The organism is Lentzea sp. JNUCC 0626 (assembly GCF_043632865.1).
GTDB lineage: Bacteria > Actinomycetota > Actinomycetes > Mycobacteriales > Pseudonocardiaceae > Lentzea.
Window position 1 is genome coordinate 6,662,825 of record NZ_CP171635.1, and the last position, 14,647, is coordinate 6,677,471.

Annotated in this window: 16 protein-coding genes; 10 read left to right on the forward strand and 6 right to left on the reverse strand. The window is 69.7% G+C overall.

The annotated features are described in order from the left end of the window. Positions 1-20 precede the first annotated feature (20 nt). Entirely contained in the window at positions 21-602 is a 582-nt protein-coding gene (locus JNUCC0626_RS30335) for a hypothetical protein (RefSeq protein ID WP_394614150.1), read from the reverse strand. Positions 603-711: 109 nt separating this feature from the next. Here JNUCC0626_RS30335 and JNUCC0626_RS30340 point away from each other — a divergent pair, with 109 nt between their 5' ends. Beyond that, positions 712-2,352, forward strand: a complete 1,641-nt coding sequence (locus JNUCC0626_RS30340) for a DNA repair helicase XPB (protein WP_394614151.1) — start codon at positions 712-714, stop codon at positions 2,350-2,352. Next, a complete protein-coding gene (locus tag JNUCC0626_RS30345; protein WP_394614152.1) occupies positions 2,352-2,777 on the forward strand; it encodes a hypothetical protein in 426 nt (141 codons plus the stop codon). Before JNUCC0626_RS30340 ends, JNUCC0626_RS30345 begins: the two co-directional genes overlap by 1 nt. Positions 2,778-2,787: 10 nt before the next feature. Here JNUCC0626_RS30345 and JNUCC0626_RS30350 read toward each other — a convergent pair whose 3' ends face one another. Then, positions 2,788-3,435, reverse strand: coding sequence for a phosphonatase-like hydrolase (locus JNUCC0626_RS30350; protein ID WP_394614154.1), 648 nt, complete (start codon positions 3,433-3,435; stop codon positions 2,788-2,790). Continuing rightward, a complete protein-coding gene (locus tag JNUCC0626_RS30355; protein WP_394614155.1) occupies positions 3,432-4,178 on the reverse strand; it encodes a GntR family transcriptional regulator in 747 nt (248 codons plus the stop codon). The genes JNUCC0626_RS30350 and JNUCC0626_RS30355 overlap by 4 nt, the downstream gene beginning before the upstream one ends. A gap of 107 nt (positions 4,179-4,285) precedes the next feature. Between JNUCC0626_RS30355 and JNUCC0626_RS30360 the strand changes: the two genes are divergently transcribed. From JNUCC0626_RS30360 to phnE, 4 genes are read left to right on the forward strand one after another with little or no spacing between them, the layout of a single operon-like run. Continuing rightward, positions 4,286-5,527 (forward strand): TIGR03364 family FAD-dependent oxidoreductase, encoded by a 1,242-nt coding sequence (locus JNUCC0626_RS30360; protein WP_394614156.1) that lies wholly within the window; start codon positions 4,286-4,288, stop codon positions 5,525-5,527. Next, the gene (locus JNUCC0626_RS30365; RefSeq protein WP_394614157.1) at positions 5,527-6,411 is read left to right on the forward strand and encodes a phosphate/phosphite/phosphonate ABC transporter substrate-binding protein; all 885 of its coding nucleotides are present in this window, start codon (positions 5,527-5,529) and stop codon (positions 6,409-6,411) included. The genes JNUCC0626_RS30360 and JNUCC0626_RS30365 overlap by 1 nt, the downstream gene beginning before the upstream one ends. Continuing rightward, positions 6,411-7,028: a phosphonate ABC transporter ATP-binding protein gene (locus JNUCC0626_RS30370; protein WP_394614158.1), complete on the forward strand. Its 618-nt coding sequence runs from the start codon at positions 6,411-6,413 to the stop codon at positions 7,026-7,028. Before JNUCC0626_RS30365 ends, JNUCC0626_RS30370 begins: the two co-directional genes overlap by 1 nt. Next, positions 7,025-7,837: a phosphonate ABC transporter, permease protein PhnE gene (gene phnE, locus JNUCC0626_RS30375; protein WP_394614159.1), complete on the forward strand. Its 813-nt coding sequence runs from the start codon at positions 7,025-7,027 to the stop codon at positions 7,835-7,837. Before JNUCC0626_RS30370 ends, phnE begins: the two co-directional genes overlap by 4 nt. Here the strand turns inward: phnE and JNUCC0626_RS30380 are convergent. Beyond that, positions 7,755-9,266: a trypsin-like serine protease gene (locus JNUCC0626_RS30380; RefSeq protein WP_394614160.1), complete on the reverse strand. Its 1,512-nt coding sequence runs from the start codon at positions 9,264-9,266 to the stop codon at positions 7,755-7,757. The two genes, phnE and JNUCC0626_RS30380, sit on opposite strands and share 83 nt — an antisense overlap. Positions 9,267-9,395: 129 nt before the next feature. On the opposite strand from JNUCC0626_RS30380, the gene JNUCC0626_RS30385 reads away from it, so the two are divergent. The 4 genes from JNUCC0626_RS30385 (at position 9,396) to JNUCC0626_RS30400 (ending at position 12,953) form a co-directional block, all read left to right on the forward strand. Beyond that, positions 9,396-10,079: a response regulator gene (locus JNUCC0626_RS30385; protein WP_394614161.1), complete on the forward strand. Its 684-nt coding sequence runs from the start codon at positions 9,396-9,398 to the stop codon at positions 10,077-10,079. Between the two features lie 26 nt (positions 10,080-10,105). Next, on the forward strand, positions 10,106-11,461 hold the full coding sequence (locus JNUCC0626_RS30390) for an ATP-binding protein (RefSeq protein WP_430623504.1): 1,356 nt from the start codon (positions 10,106-10,108) through the stop codon (positions 11,459-11,461). 134 nt (positions 11,462-11,595) lie between these two features. Further along, the gene (locus tag JNUCC0626_RS30395; RefSeq protein ID WP_394614163.1) at positions 11,596-12,027 is read left to right on the forward strand and encodes a GerMN domain-containing protein; all 432 of its coding nucleotides are present in this window, start codon (positions 11,596-11,598) and stop codon (positions 12,025-12,027) included. Positions 12,028-12,035: 8 nt separating this feature from the next. Then, positions 12,036-12,953, forward strand: a complete 918-nt coding sequence (locus JNUCC0626_RS30400) for an o-succinylbenzoate synthase (RefSeq protein WP_394622133.1) — start codon at positions 12,036-12,038, stop codon at positions 12,951-12,953. On the opposite strand, the gene JNUCC0626_RS30405 is transcribed toward JNUCC0626_RS30400, so the two are convergent. Both JNUCC0626_RS30405 and JNUCC0626_RS30410 read right to left on the reverse strand, forming a co-directional pair. Continuing rightward, positions 12,943-13,470, reverse strand: coding sequence for a Uma2 family endonuclease (locus tag JNUCC0626_RS30405; RefSeq protein ID WP_394614164.1), 528 nt, complete (start codon positions 13,468-13,470; stop codon positions 12,943-12,945). The genes JNUCC0626_RS30400 and JNUCC0626_RS30405 overlap by 11 nt on opposite strands. A gap of 62 nt (positions 13,471-13,532) precedes the next feature. Next, positions 13,533-14,645 (reverse strand): CapA family protein, encoded by a 1,113-nt coding sequence (locus JNUCC0626_RS30410; protein ID WP_394614165.1) that lies wholly within the window; start codon positions 14,643-14,645, stop codon positions 13,533-13,535. Between the last annotated feature and the right edge of the window lie 2 nt (positions 14,646-14,647).

Genomic DNA, 14,647 nt, shown 5'->3' on the forward strand with positions numbered 1-14,647 from the left:
ACTCAACCGAGTTCACCCGATCAGGAGCCTTCGTGGACACCCATGCAGTAGACCGACGCGGGCTCGCTGAACCGCAGCTCGCTCGACCCCTCGGGGCACACGGTGCCCTCCTCGGGCAGGCCGTCGACCTTCTTCACGATCTTGACCGGGGACTCCGTGGTGCAGGCTTCCTTCTTGAAGGCGCCGTCGTCACCCGAGGTGTAGCAGTTGCCCTCGGCGAGGTTCGGCATCAGGCACATCATCTCGCTGCCCGACTTCACCGGCTCGTAGATGCCCTCGGCCGGGCAGGGGTCCTCGGCGTTGGCGAGCACGGCGGCGACGCGGTGCGTGGCCGAGGTGCTGTCGCAGCCCTCCGAGGAGATGTTCCAGTCACCGTCCGGCTTGTCCACGTCCTTCGGCGACGCGCTCACGCAGTCGCCGACGCCGGTGGTGTTGAGCGAGGTCACACCCCACACACCCGCGCCGATCAGCACGACGGCCAGCACGCCGACGATGACGAACTTCAGCCAGCTGTTCTTGGGCGACTCGTCGTGCTCTGCCTCCGGCTCCGCGGGGGTCACCACGGCGGGCGGCTCGACGGGATCAGTCGACTCGGTGCTCATGGGCGAGAACGTACGACACAGCGTGTTGGCTTCGTGTGTCGCCTCACAGTTGTTGTCGCCAATTGACGCAGGTCGAACGCATTTGGCGTCGTCAGGGAGACTTGTGGGCGTGACCGATGGCCCTTTGATCGTCCAGTCGGACAAGACGCTGCTGCTCGAGGTCGACCACCCGCTCGCCGACGACGCGCGCACGTCCATCGCGCCGTTCGCCGAACTGGAGCGGGCACCCGAGCACGTCCACACGTACCGCGTGACGCCGCTGGCGTTGTGGAACGCGCGCGCGGCCGGGCACGACGCCGAGCAGGTGGTGGACGCGCTGGTGCGGTTCAGCCGCTACCCGGTGCCGCAGCCGCTGCTGGTGGACGTGGTCGACACGATGAGCCGGTTCGGCCGGCTCGTGCTCACCAACCACCCGGCGCACGGCCTGACGCTGCACTCCACCGACCGCGCGGTCCTCGAAGAGGTCCTGCGCAACAAGAAGGTCGCGCCGATGTTCGGCGCCCGCATCGACGACGACACCGTCGTCGTGCACCCGAGCGAGCGCGGGCGGCTCAAGCAGCTGCTGCTCAAGGTCGGCTGGCCGGCCGAGGACCACGCCGGGTACGTCGACGGCGAGGCGCACCCGATCGAGCTCGAGGAGAACGGCTGGAAGCTGCGCGACTACCAGCGCCTCGCCGCCCAGACGTTCTGGGCGGGCGGCTCCGGCGTCGTCGTGCTGCCGTGCGGCGCGGGCAAGACGCTGGTCGGCGCGGCGGCGATGGCCGAGGCCCAGGCGACCACGCTGATCCTCGTCACCAACACCGTGGCGGGACGGCAGTGGAAGCGCGAGCTGATCGCCCGCACGTCGCTCACCGAGGAGGAGATCGGTGAGTACTCGGGTGAGCGCAAGGAGATCCGGCCGGTCACGATCGCGACCTACCAGGTGATCACCCGCAAGTCGAAGGGCGAGTACAAGCACCTGGAGCTGTTCGACTCGCGCGACTGGGGCCTGATCGTCTACGACGAGGTCCACCTGCTGCCCGCGCCGGTGTTCCGGATGACCGCCGACCTGCAGTCACGTCGCCGGTTGGGGCTCACGGCGACCTTGGTGCGCGAGGACGGCCAGGAAGGCGACGTCTTCTCGTTGATCGGGCCGAAGCGGTACGACGTGCCGTGGCGCGACATCGAGGCGCAGGGCTGGATCGCGCCCGCCGAGTGCACCGAGGTCCGCGTGACGCTCACCGACAACGAGCGCCTGCAGTACGCGACGGCCGAACCCGAGGAGCGCTACAAGCTCTGCTCGACCGCCCGGACCAAGATCCCGGTGGTCCGCCGGATCATCGAACGGCATCCCGACGAGCCGACTCTCGTGATCGGTGCTTACCTGGACCAGCTCGACGAGCTGGGCGAGGAACTGGGGGCACCGGTGATCAAGGGGTCTACTCGCAACAAGGAACGCGAGGAGCTGTTCGACCAGTTCCGCCGCGGTGAGATCCGCACGCTGGTGGTCTCGAAGGTCGCGAACTTCTCGATCGACCTGCCCGAGGCGTCCGTCGCGATCCAGGTGTCCGGCACGTTCGGCTCGCGCCAGGAGGAGGCCCAGCGCCTCGGCCGCATCCTGCGACCCAAGGGCGACGGCCGGCAGGCGCACTTCTACTCGGTCGTCGCGCGGGACACCCTCGACACCGACTACGCGGCGCACCGCCAGCGCTTCCTGGCCGAGCAGGGCTACGCGTACAAGATCGTCGACGCGGACGACCTGGTCGGCTGATGACCTGGTGGATGTGGGACCCGGCCGGAACGGTGCCGTCGCGCCGTTTCCGGTCGGAGGAGTCACTGGCTTCGTCCGCGCCTGCGTCCCAGGTCGTCCGGTCCGCGGACTTCACCTGCCCGGTCCAGCGCCGCCGGGCCACGGCCGTCCGCTCGGACTTCCTCCAGGTGTCCGGCGACCCGGTGCAGGTGGCGCTGGTCGAGCAGCGGCTGTGGACGTTGCTCGTGGCGCTGCGCCGCTCCCAACCGGTGCGCGACGCCCTGGCCGTTTCTCCGCCGCGGGCCGGGCGAGCGGCGCTGGTCGCCGAGCCCTCGCGTGAACTGGCCGAGTTCGACCGGCGTTTCGACCAGTTCGCCGACGCCCTGCGCGTGCTCGTCACCTCGCCGTCGCCGTCGCAGCTGCGCCACACCGCCGCCCTGGACTAGCTGCTTCGGACTAGTTGCTTCGGACCAGTTCCGGGATCTCGGCGACGCTGCCGAGCAGGTGGGTGTGTGGTTCCGCTTCGAGTTGCTCGGCGGTCTGGCTGCCGCTCAGCACGCCCACGACGAACTTCGCGCCCGCGTTCATGCCGGCCTCCAGGTCGCGGACCGTGTCGCCGGCCGTCAGCACGCGCCGGACGTTCCTGACCCTGGTCAGCTCCATCGCGCGATGGATCATGTACGGCGCCGGGCGGCCCGCCCTGACGTCGTCGACCGTGACGACGGCGTCGAACTCGTTGTGCCAGTTGAGGACTTTGAGCAGGCCGTCGACGATCGGACGGTCGAAGCCGGTGGTGAGCGCTACCTTGATTCCTTCGGTTTTGAGCTGTGCCAACGCTTCCGGGACTCCCGGGATGGGCGTCGGCGGTGTTTCTTCGTAGTACCTGGTGAGTCGCTCGTGGAAGTCCTCGAACTCGGCTTGCACGTCCTGCTTGTCCAGCATGCTGGAGATCGCCTCGTACTTGTCGGCGCCCATCCAGTTGCCGACGTCCGCGGCGTCGCCACCCGCTGCCTTCACGGTGTCCGCCAACGCTTTGTAGACCAGGCCGTGCTCTTCGACCGTCGTGCCCGCGATGTCCAGCACCACGAGATCCACCTTGCTCACGAAGCCCTCCAGTCCCGCAGCAGGGCCGGGTGCGCCTGCTGGGAGTTCTCGATCGAGAAGCTGACCATGTCCGGCCGGTACCGGTCGTCGGAGTACTCGACGGGCCGTCCGTCCACACCGGACGCTCGGCGGCGTTCCCGCAGAAGTGGGGAGTTGATGGGGATTTCCAGCAGTTCGGCGTCCGTCGCGTCGGCGGCCACGGCGTCGATCTGGTGCCGGGCAACGGTCATGTCGACGCCGTGCTGTGCGAGGTGGGCGTAGAGCGAGCCGCTGTCGCAGTCGAAGTCGAACAGCAACCTGCCGACCGGCTCCACGAAGGTGGTGCGTTCCAGCATGGTCGGCCTGCCGTCGATCAGCCGCTGCCGGAGCAGCTGCACGACCGGCGTGCCCTCGTCGAGTTGGAGGGCGTCGGCGATGTCCTGGTCGGCCGGCCTTCTGGCGATCTCGAGCGTCTTCTGGCCCGGTGTGTGGCCGAGGCCCGCGGCCCAGCTGGAGAACGACAGGAACGTCTCGAACGGCTGCGACAACGTGTGCCGGCGCACGATCGCGGGCTTGCCGCGGCCGCCGCCGATCATGCCCTCGGCCCTGAGCGTGGTGAGCGCCTGCCGGACCGGCGCGCGGGAGGCGTTCCACTGCGCGCACAGCTGCGACTCGGACGGGACCGCTTCTCCGACCGCCAGCTCACCGGAGGAGATTCGTCGGCGCAGGTCGGCGGCGATCCGTTCGTGCAGGGGCGTCTCCATGGTGCTCACGATACATGTCATAACAAGTCTGAACTGCCGGTGAACAGGTTGGTACTTGTCGGCTGGGGCGTTGCTTTTGCCTTGCAGTGCGGTTCATCGTTCTTGTCATGACAAGTGTGGACCTGGTGGTCGTCGGCGCGGGGATCGTGGGGCTCGCGCACGCCTGGCACGCGGTGGAGCGCGGACTTTCCGTCGTTGTGATGGAGCGGGACGAGCACTGCGTCGGGGCTTCCGTGCGCAACTTCGGGCACGGGTGTTTCACCGCTCAGTCCGGGGTGGCCTTCTCCTATGCGATGGCCGCTCGGGAGGCCTGGCTTCGACTTGGTGCGGAGGCCGGGTTCTGGGTTCGGGAGTCGGGGACGCTCGTCCTGGCTCGCCACGAGGACGAGGTGGCGGTGCTCCGGGAGTTCGCGCAGGTCCGCGATGTCGAGTTGTTAAACAATTCCCCGAAGGGATTGTTCAACAATCCGACGATTCGATCGTTCAACAATCCCACAGGCAGCGGTGGCAGCGGCAGCGGCAGCGGCAGCGGCAGCGGCAGCGGCAGCGGCAGCGGATCGTTGAACAATCCAGCGATCCAACGATCCAACACCCTCAACGTCGGATTGTTGAACAATCCTTCGATCCTCGCCGCCGCCCTCCTCCCCCTAGACATCCGCGTCAACCCCCGCGAGGCCGTCCACACGATCGCCGCCCACCTGGCCGAGCGAGGCGTGCGGTTCCAGTGGTCCACCAACGTCCTCACCGTCGAACCAGGCCGGGTCCGCACCTCACGGGGCGAGATCGACTGCCGCGCCACCGTCGTCGCGGTCGGCCACGACGTCGACAGGTTCTTCCCCGACCTGGCCGAGAAGCACGAAGTCCAGCGCTGCCAGCTCCGCATGCTCCGCGTCGCCCACGACGGCGTGATCGACCCGGCCGTCCTGACGGGCTTCTCGATGCTGCGCTACGACGCGTTCGCCGGGTGCCCGAGCACCGAGCACGTCCGCGCACGCCTCACCCGAGACCACCCCGAGCTCGTCGCGGCCGGCCTCAACCTGATGTTCACCCAGCTCCCCGACGGCTCGCTCACGATCGGCGACACCCACCACTACAGCCGCACGGTCGACCCGTACCGGCCGGAGGACCTGGACGACCTGGTCCTCGCCGAGACGGCCCGGCTGCTCGGCGTCGGAAACCTGAAAGTCCTCGAACGCTGGCGCGGGATCTACGCGTCGGCCCCCGAACCCTTCCTGACCGCGACGCCCGTGCCCCTCACCAGGGTCGTCTCGGTCACCTCCGGCATCGGCATGACCACCGCGCTCGGCCTCGCCCCGGCCGTGCTCGACGACCTCCTCCAGGAGATGTGATGAGAGCCCTCAACGTCGTCCTCGCCGCGACGCTGGTGTTGACAGGTGCTTGCGGCACAACCGACACCACCAGTGGATCCGACTGTCCGAACGGGAAGGTGCGGTTCGGCGTCGAGCCGTACGAGGACCCCGAGAAGCTCAAGCCCGCGTACGAGGTGCTCGCCAGGGCGTTGGGCGGCAAGCTCGGGTGCGAGGTGGAGCTGCAGGTCGTGGACGACTACGCGGCCGAGGTGCTGGCGATGCGCAACGCCAAGTTGGAGATCGCGCAGTTCGGGCCTCTCGGGTACGTGTTCGCGTCGCAGAAGGCCAAGGCGGAGCCCATGGTCAGCTTCGCGGACGGGTCCGGGAAGCTCACGAGTTACTCCGCCGGGATCTGGGTCGCCAAGGACTCGCAGATCCAGAAGATCGAGGACCTCAACGGCAAGTCGCTCGCGCTGAGCAGCGTCGGCAGTGCGTCCGGCGACGCGCTGCCCCGCTACGGGCTGAAGAAGCACGACGTCGCCGACGTGAAGCTCGACTACGCGGGTGGGCATCCCGAGGCGATGTTGTCGCTGCTCAACGGCAAGGTGGACGCGGCCGAGATCAACAGTCAGACGCTCGCCACGGCCAAGGCCGCCGGGACGTTCGACGAGGCGAAGTTCCGGCAGGTCTGGAAGTCCGAGCCGATCCCCAACGACCCGATCACCGTGCGCGGGGACCTCGACCCGGCGTTCAAGGACCGGGTGCGCAAGGCGTTGCTGGAGCTCGGGCCGCAGGACGTCGCGAAGGTCGGCGCGTTCCTCGACGTCACGCCGCCCGGACCGCTCGTCGAGGTCACCAACGACACCTACAAGGTGCTCTTCGACCTCGCGACCACGTTGGGGCTCAAGGAAGAGGACGTCTGATGCTCGCCATCCGCGGGCTGCGCAAGTCGTTCGGCGGGCGCACCGTGCTGGACGGCTTCGACCTGACGGTCGAGGGCGGGGAGTTCGTGGCGCTGCTCGGGCCGAACGGGTCGGGCAAGTCCACGGCGCTGCGGTGCGTCGTCGGGCTGGAGACGCGGGACGGCGGCGAGATCGAGGTCGGCGGGAACGCCGCGATGGTGTTCCAGAAGATCCACCTCGTCGGGCGGCGCACCGCGTTGGACAACGTCTGTTCCGGCGCGCTCGGCCGGTTGTCGTTGCGGCGGTCGCTGGTCTTTCCGCACGACGTCAGGGAAGAAGCGATGGCGTGTCTGGAACGGGTCGGGCTCGCGGACCGCGCGCTCGACCGGACGGCGCGGCTGTCCGGTGGGCAGCAACAACGGGTGGCGATCGCGCGGGCGTTGTGCCAGCGCGCCAACGTGATCCTCGCGGACGAGCCGGTGTCGGCGCTCGACCCGCAGGCGGCGGTGCAGGTCATGGAGCTGCTCCAAGCGTTGGCGAACGAGGGAATGGCGGTGGTGGCGGTGCTGCACCAGCCGGAGCTCGCGCACACCTACGCGCACCGGATCGTGGAGATGCGCGCGGGGGTGGCGGCATGACCGTCGAAACGCCTTCGCAGGGCGCGAAGCTCGCGGTGCCGCAGCGGCGGTGGCCCTCCCCCGTCGTGTGGGTGGTGGTGGCGGTGCTGCTCGCCGTCCACGTGCTCGCCTGGCAGGCGACGGAGTTCTCGCCCGCCGCGTTGATCGCGGGCTGGGACGGCATGGCCGACTTCCTCGCCGAGTCGTTGCCGCCGGACTTCTCGGTGCTCGGGAAGTCGTTGGAAGCAGCCGTGATCACGCTCTACATCGGACTGCTGGGCACCACGTTCTCCATCCCGTTCGCTCTCGCGCTGGCACTTCTCGCTTCCAGGGCAACGACTTCCGCCGCGTGGGCGCAGCAGGCGGCGCGCGCGGTGCTGTCGTTCCTGCGGTCGGTGCCGGACGTGGTGTTCGCGTTGATCTTCGTGACGGCGGTGGGGCTCGGGCCGTTCGCGGGCGTGCTGGCGCTGGTGTTCCACAACACCGGCGTCATGGGCAAGCTCTGGGCCGAAGCGATGGACGAGAGCGACCGCGGGCCGCGCGAGGCGTTGAAGGTGACCGGTGCGTCCGGTCCGCAGATCGCGCTGCACGCGGTGCTCCCGACCGTGTTGCCGTCACTGGCGGGGCTGCTGCTCTACCGGCTGGACGTGAACGTGCGGTCGTCACTCGTCCTCGGCCTGGTCGGCGCGGGCGGCATCGGGTTCCTCATCAACCAGTCGATCAAGCTGTTCCGGTTCGACGAGATGGTCACGCACATCCTCGTGGTGCTGCTGCTGGTGATCGTGGTCGATCAGGCGTCCGCACTGGTGCGCAAGCGGCTAGGTGCTTGACCTGCTGGCCGTAGCGGGCGCCTTGGCGCACGGTCACCGAGCCGTCCGCTGCGACCTCGCAGGGGTTGTTGGCCGTGCACTGCTCACCGCTGTCGTTGCCGGTGCTGTGCACTCCGACGACGGTGACACCGTCCTGCAGCACGATCGGTGAGCCCGAACCGCCGTGCGACGGCTGGCACTCGGGGTTGTAGCGATAGGCGTTGTCCTGCGTGTAGCCCTCTTCGCGCAGACGCGGGACGACGGCCTCGATGGTGCACTTGAAACGGTTGCCGTTGCCCGCCGAGACGATGTCGACGCGCTCGCCGGGCCGCGCGGAACGGTTCGCCAGCTTGAAGATCTTCACGCCCTTGGCCCTGAGCTGGGCGTAGGTCTGGTCGAGTTGGAAGAGCGCGGTGTCGGTGCCGGACATGGACGCGCGCACCAGGTGCGTCGTCTTCGCCTTGGCCTGCTGGTAGCCCTGCCGGTCGCCGATGGTCACCGGGACGTCGATCGGGACGTTGCGCAGCGTCTCACCGGGCGCGGGGCGTTCGGGGACGCAGTGGCCGTTGGTGAGCAGCAGCGCGGGGTCGTTCTCCCTGGTCCGCGAGGTCCTGACGACCGCACCCGAGCAGACGCCGGCGAGCGACGCGGCGCCTTCGAGGTTCGGCACCGGGGTGTCCGGCGGGTTCAGGCGGCCGGTGACGACGTCGTCGAACCAGCCCTTGAAGTGGTGGACATCGGTGTACATGACGGGCCGGTCGTCGCCGCCCGCGCCGCTGACCAGGCCTGCCATCACCCAGCGGTCGCCGTCGCGGACCAGCGCGGGACCGCCGGAGTCCATGTTGGTGGCGGCGACGCTGCCGTCCAACGCGCCGATGCACAGCTCTCGGTCGGCGTAGATGCCGTCGCAGGCGGTCGCGGGCTGGACGACGGTGTCGGCCTCGCGCAGCTTCTGCGGGTAGCACTCGGGCGCGCGGCGGTCGCACGTCATGCCCCAGCCGAGGATGCGCGCCTGCGTGCCGTCGGCCGGGCGTTGCGCGGGCAACGCCACGGGCTTGGTCTTCGCGGGCCGCTTCAGTTCGAGCAGGCCGATGTCGCCGTCGTGGACGGGGTTCGGCGCGTAGGTGATGAAACGTTCGACGGCGATCACCTCGCCGCCGCTGCCCGCGTCGAGCGTGCCGAGCCGCACCGACCAGTCCTTGGGCCTGCCGACCTGGGCGAGGCTCGGGTTGTTGCGGGTGCAGTGGCCCGCCGTGACCGCCCACTGCGGCGCGACGAGCGTGACGCCGCACGTGTGGCCGTCCGCGCGGGGCGAGTCGGGGCGTTGCAGGGAGCCGGAGAAGCTGTAGGCCGCCGGGGCTTCGACGCCGCCGCGGATGGCGTGCGCCGGGGTGACGGCGGTGATCATCGCAGCGGTCGCGAAGATCGTCGTCAACAGGGATTTTCGCATGTCGCAGAGGCTGTCGGACGCGTGTCCGCACGGCGTGATGGCCGTGCAACAACTGCGCACGGGAGGTCGTTACGCAACGATGACGTCGCAAGAACGTCCCCATGAGACCCGTCGGGAAAGCTGGAGGGCATGCCGCGCGTACTGCTGATCGAGGACGACGAGGCGGTCCGCGAGGGACTGTCGCTCGCCCTGACCTACCAGGGCCACACCGTGGACGCGGTGCCCACCGGCGAGGAGGGCCTCGACCTGCTGAGCAGCGTCACGCCCGACGTCGTGGTGCTGGACCTGATGCTGCCGGGCGTGGACGGCTTCGAGGTGTGCCGCCGCATCCGCGCCACCGGCGACCTGCCGATCATCATGCTGACGGCCCGCAACGACGACATCGACGTGGTCGCGGGCCTGGAGGCGGGCGCCGACGACTACGTGGTCAAGCCGGCCCAGGCCCGCGTGCTGGAGGCCCGTATCCGCGCGGTGCTGCGCCGCTCGTCCGCCACCCCGGTCGCCGAGGTCGTGGCCGAACGCCACGGCGACCTCACGATCGACCGCGACGGCCTCGTGGTGACGCGCTTCGGCCGGCCGGTCTCGCTCGCGCCCACAGAACTGCGCCTGCTGCTGGAACTCTCGTCGTCGCCGGGCCGCGTGATGTCACGCCAGCAACTGCTGGGTTCGGTGTGGGACCAGGGTTACCTCGGCGACTCGCGGCTGGTGGACGCGTGCGTGCAGCGCCTGCGTTCGAAGATCGAGGACGACCCGGCGGCGCCCGTGTACGTCCAGACCGTGCGGGGCTTCGGCTACCGCTTCGGACCGCTGTGACGCTCCGCCTGCGCCTGCTGCTGGCGATGGGCCTGCTGACCATCGTGACCGCCGCGGCCGTCGCCGGTGCCGGTTACGTGCGGGCCCGCGACGCGATCGTGCAACGCGCCCAGGACAACGCCGTCATCGAGACCACGAACCGCGTCGAACAGCTCTACCCCTTGCCTGCCCGGGCTTTCGACCACGCCGCGCTGGAACGCATCGCGGGCCGCGTGTCGGGCCGCGAGGGTTCCGCGATCGCTTACGGCGACGGCATCTCCGCCGGCGGCATGGACCCGTCGGTGATCACTGGAGAGCTGCGTTCGCTCGTGTCGGCCGGACGCGTCGGCTGGCAGCGCGTGTCGTACGCCGGCGCCGTGTGGCTCGTGGTGGGCATGCAGCTGCGGGTTTCCGCCGACGGCTCGTCGCGTTCGTCCGGGGTCGAGGTGTACGTGCTGAGGCCGTTCACGTCGGAGATCGAGGTGGTCGACGAACTGGCGCGCAACGCGTGGCTGATCGGGTCGGCGGTGCTTCTTCTGGCTCTGGGGCTGGGTTTTCTGGCCGCGCGGGGTGTGTTGCGGCCGGTGCGGGAGTTGCAGCTGGCGGCGTGGAAGCTCGGCCAGGGCGACCTGACGGCGCGGGTGCCGGTGCGCGGGCGGGACGAGCTGGCGTCCGTCGCGTCGACGTTCAACACCACGGCTTCTTCTCTTGAGCACCACGTCGGCGAGCTGACCCGGATGGAGGCGGACGCACGGCGGTTCGTGGCGGACGTGTCGCACGAACTGCGCACCCCGCTGGCCGCCATGACGGCCGTGACCGACGTCCTGGACGCCGAAACCGCGTCGCTGCCGGGCGTCGCGGGCCAGGCCGCCCGTCTGGTGAACCGCGAGACGCTGAACCTGACGCGCCTGGTCAACGACCTGATCGAGGTCACCCGCTTCGACTCGGGCACCGCGGCGCTGGCGCTGGACGACGTCGACGTGGCCGAGGTGGTGCGGACGTGCCTGCGGATGCGCGGATTCTCCGACGTCACCGCGACCCTGCCGGACGGCGTGCGGGCGCGACTGGACCCGCGGCGGTTGGACGTGATCGTGGCGAACCTGGTCGGCAACGCCCTCCGGCACGGCGCGCCGCCGGTGTCGCTGGTGCTGTCGGTGGCGGGGTCGTCGCTGGTGATCCACGTCGCCGACTCCGGGCCGGGGTTGTCGGAGGAGGTGCTGCCGCACGTGTTCGCGCGGTTCTACAAGGCGGACTCGGCTCGGGGGCGCTCGGAGGGGTCCGGGTTGGGGCTGGCGATCGCGTGGGAGAACGCGCGGCTGCACGGGGGGACGCTGACGGCGGCGAACCGGCCTGGGGGCGGGGCGTTGTTCACGCTGCGGCTGCCGCTGGGTGGTGAGGAGTGAAGCCGAAAACTGTCGGTGGTGGCTGGGAGAATGGATTCAAGGGGACCCCCTGGAGGGGACCCCTGCGTGAGCTTGGGCGGGGGCAGGCGGCTCGGGTTGAGCGCGTCGTGTGGCTTGGGCGGACCGTTGGCGTCGTGGCGCTCGTGCTCGCGGTGCTCACGGCGTGCGGCATCCGTCCCACCGACCCGATCCCCGGCCTCGAAGCCCCGAGCGGGCCGGTCGAGAACACCTCGCCCTCGCTCTTCTGGCTCCTCGGCGGCAAGGTCGTGCCGGTGCCGCGGCCCGAGGGCAGCCTGAGCGGGCGGGACGTCGTCGCGTTGCTCGCGCAGGGGCCTAGCCTCGACGAGCAGGCTCGTGGGCTCACCAGTGAGGTGCCGTTCGACGCCGCGCCTGCCACGGTCGATCGGGTCAGCAACGGGCTGGACGTCACCATTTCCGGCGATGTGTCTCAGCTCAGCGGGGCTGCGGTGCAGCAGATCGTGTGCACGTTGTTGGCCCTGCAGCCGGTGGGGACGGTCAACGTGCGCGGGGGTGGGCATTCGCTGGAGTTCCAGCGGTGCGCTTGAATCGGGGCGTGCACGTCTACTCCATTCCGATGCGCGCCCGGTTTCGCGGCATCACCGCGCGGACCGGGCTGTTGTTCGAAGGTCCGGCCGGGTGGGGCGAGTTCTGCCCGTTCGAGGAGTACGGCGACGAGGAGGCGCAGGCCTGGCTGGCCTGTGCGCTGGAAGCCGCGAACGACGGGTGGCCGGAGCCGGTCAGAGACCGCATTCCGGTCAACTGCACGGTGCCCGTGGTCGATCCCGAACGGGCGCACGAGATCGTGGCCCGGTCCGGGTGTTCCACGGCCAAGGTGAAGGTGGCCGAGTCGACGCTCGCGGAGGACTGCGCGAGGCTTGAGGCTGTGCGGGATGCGTTGGGGCCCAACGGGTTCGTCCGGGTCGACGCGAACATGATGTGGGACGTCGACACGGCGATCACCGCGATCAAGGCCATGGACAAGGCGGTCGGCGGGCTTCAGTACGTGGAACAGCCGTGCCATACGTTGGACGAGCTGGCCGCAGTGCGCCGGAAGGTGAACGTCCCGATCGCCGCGGACGAGTCGATCCGGAAAGCGGACGACCCGATGAAGGTCGCCGTGTCGGGGGCCGCGGACATCGCGGTGATCAAGGTGGCGCCGCTCGGCGGGGTGCGGAAGGCCCTCGAAGTTGCTGAGGCGTGCGGGTTGCCCTGTGTGGTGTCGTCGGCGTTGGAGACCTCCGTCGGGATGGCGGCCGGGGTCGCGCTCGCCGCCGCGTTGCCGGAGCTCGACTACGCGTGCGGGCTGGCTACGTTGCAGTTGTTGGACGGGGACGTCACCAGTGATCCGTTGCTCCCCCGACAAGGCTTCCTGCCCGTGCTCGGGAAGGCACCGGTGCCTGACCGGATCGCGGAGTTCGAGACCGGCGACCAGGCCTGGGTGGAACGGTTCCAGCGCGTGCTCAGCCGCTGAGCTGGTCCAGCGCAAGCCGTAGCGGGAACGGATCGCGCGTTTCGAACACCTCGACGGCCGGGGGTGCCTCCTCGTACGAACGGTCCGGGGTGAGGCGCAACGCGGTCAGCGACACCGGCGCGGTCAGGTCGATCAGCCAGTAGAACGGGATGCCCGCCTCGGCGTAGTCGAGGCGTTTGCAACGCAGGTCCGTGTAGCGCGAATGCGGCGATAACACCTCGACCGCGAGGACCACCCGCGAGGCCGGGACCAGGTCCGGACCGGGGTGGCACACCACCAGGTCGGGGCGCCGGACGAAACCGGGCGCGTCGGCGGGCGCGAGTTCCAGGTCGACCTCCAGGGCGTACGCGACCTGGAGAGCGGGCGGGAGCTGGGTGGAGAGCTGCGAGATCAGGTTGCCGCAGGCGTAGTTGTGGTCGGCCGACGCGGTCGGTGACTGGACCAGGCGGCCTTCCACGAGCTCGCGGTACCCGGACTCGACAGTTCCCAGAGCGGCGTATTGAGAGACGGTGAGCACTTCTCGACCGTCGCACATGGAGGAGCTCCAATCAGGAGCTCGAAGGCACACATTCGGGCGGTCTACGGCTTGCCGCGGGTCAGGCCCTGTTCGGCCGCTCCCAGGCTGAACACGATGCCCTCGGTCCGGTTGATCGCCTCGGTCCGGCGCTCGGACGGGGACACGCGGGTCAGGTCCACCAGCCGGATCGGCGGGCCCAGCTCGACCAGGGTCGGCGTGTAGGAGGCGTCGACGACGGACCAGCCGGTCGGGCCCTGTTCGAACTTGAAGCGCGCGACCACGCCCTCCTCGGTCACGCCGCGGGGTTCGGCGTGCCGGGCGACCTCGTTGCCCAGCCCGTACGCGACCCACTTGCCGCCGATCTTCTCGAACGGCTGCACGACGTGCACGTGCGTCCCGATGATCAGGTCCAGCGCGGGGTCGGCCAGCAGCTCACGGGCCAGCGCCTTCTGCTCGGCCGTGGCCTCGTGCTGGTACTCGTTGCCCCACTGCACGGACAGCACGACGACCTCGGCACCGGCGGCACGGGCGGCCCGCGCGTCGGCCAGGATCTTCGCGGCGTTGATCTGGTTCGCCCGCCACGGCTGCGGCAGCGGAATCCCGTTGAAGCCGTAGGTGAACGACAGCTGGGCGACTTTCACCCCGCCCGCGTCCAGGATCAACGGCGCCGCGGACTCCTCCTGCGTGCGGTACGAACCGGTGTGCTTCAGCCCGACGGCGTCCATCGCGTCCAACGTCGTGGTGATCGCCGAGACTCCCCGGTCCAGCGTGTGGTTCGAGGCCGTCGAGCACGAGTCGTAGCCCACGTCGACCAGGCCCTTCGCCACCTCGGGCGGGGCCAGGAACGCCGGGTACCCGAAGAACGGCCCCTCCTTGGCACCCAACGGCACCTCGAGGTGGCACAGCGACAGATCGGCCTTCAGCGTTTCCTTGATCCCCGAGAACAACGGCAGGTAGTCGCGCCCGGCCGCACCCCCGTCGGCGACTGCCTGATCGGTCAGCGCCGGGTGGATCAGGACGTCGCCACCGGCCGTGAGCGTGAACGACCGCGGCGGAGGCGGCCCCTCGGACGTGGTCGAAGCAGGCGCGGGCGCTGAGGTGATGACGGTCGGCGAACCGGTGCACCCGGACAGCAAAAGGCCGGTGACCAGCACGGATGCCAGCCACCGGACCACTC

What these genes read in the sequence shown, in the direction of transcription:
- JNUCC0626_RS30385 (WP_394614161.1), top strand. Translation starts at nt 9,396, where the DNA reads ATGCCGCGCGTACTGCTGATCGAGGACGACGAGGCGGTCCGCGAGGGA.
- JNUCC0626_RS30345 (WP_394614152.1), top strand. Translation starts at nt 2,352, where the DNA reads ATGACCTGGTGGATGTGGGACCCGGCCGGAACGGTGCCGTCGCGCCGT.
- JNUCC0626_RS30365 (WP_394614157.1), top strand. Translation starts at nt 5,527, where the DNA reads ATGAGAGCCCTCAACGTCGTCCTCGCCGCGACGCTGGTGTTGACAGGT.
- JNUCC0626_RS30390 (WP_430623504.1), top strand. Translation starts at nt 10,106, where the DNA reads ATGGGCCTGCTGACCATCGTGACCGCCGCGGCCGTCGCCGGTGCCGGT.
- JNUCC0626_RS30380 (WP_394614160.1), bottom strand. Translation starts at nt 9,266, where the DNA reads ATGCGAAAATCCCTGTTGACGACGATCTTCGCGACCGCTGCGATGATC.
- JNUCC0626_RS30335 (WP_394614150.1), bottom strand. Translation starts at nt 602, where the DNA reads ATGAGCACCGAGTCGACTGATCCCGTCGAGCCGCCCGCCGTGGTGACC.
- phnE (WP_394614159.1), top strand. Translation starts at nt 7,025, where the DNA reads ATGACCGTCGAAACGCCTTCGCAGGGCGCGAAGCTCGCGGTGCCGCAG.
- JNUCC0626_RS30355 (WP_394614155.1), bottom strand. Translation starts at nt 4,178, where the DNA reads ATGGAGACGCCCCTGCACGAACGGATCGCCGCCGACCTGCGCCGACGA.
- JNUCC0626_RS30370 (WP_394614158.1), top strand. Translation starts at nt 6,411, where the DNA reads ATGCTCGCCATCCGCGGGCTGCGCAAGTCGTTCGGCGGGCGCACCGTG.
- JNUCC0626_RS30360 (WP_394614156.1), top strand. Translation starts at nt 4,286, where the DNA reads ATGACAAGTGTGGACCTGGTGGTCGTCGGCGCGGGGATCGTGGGGCTC.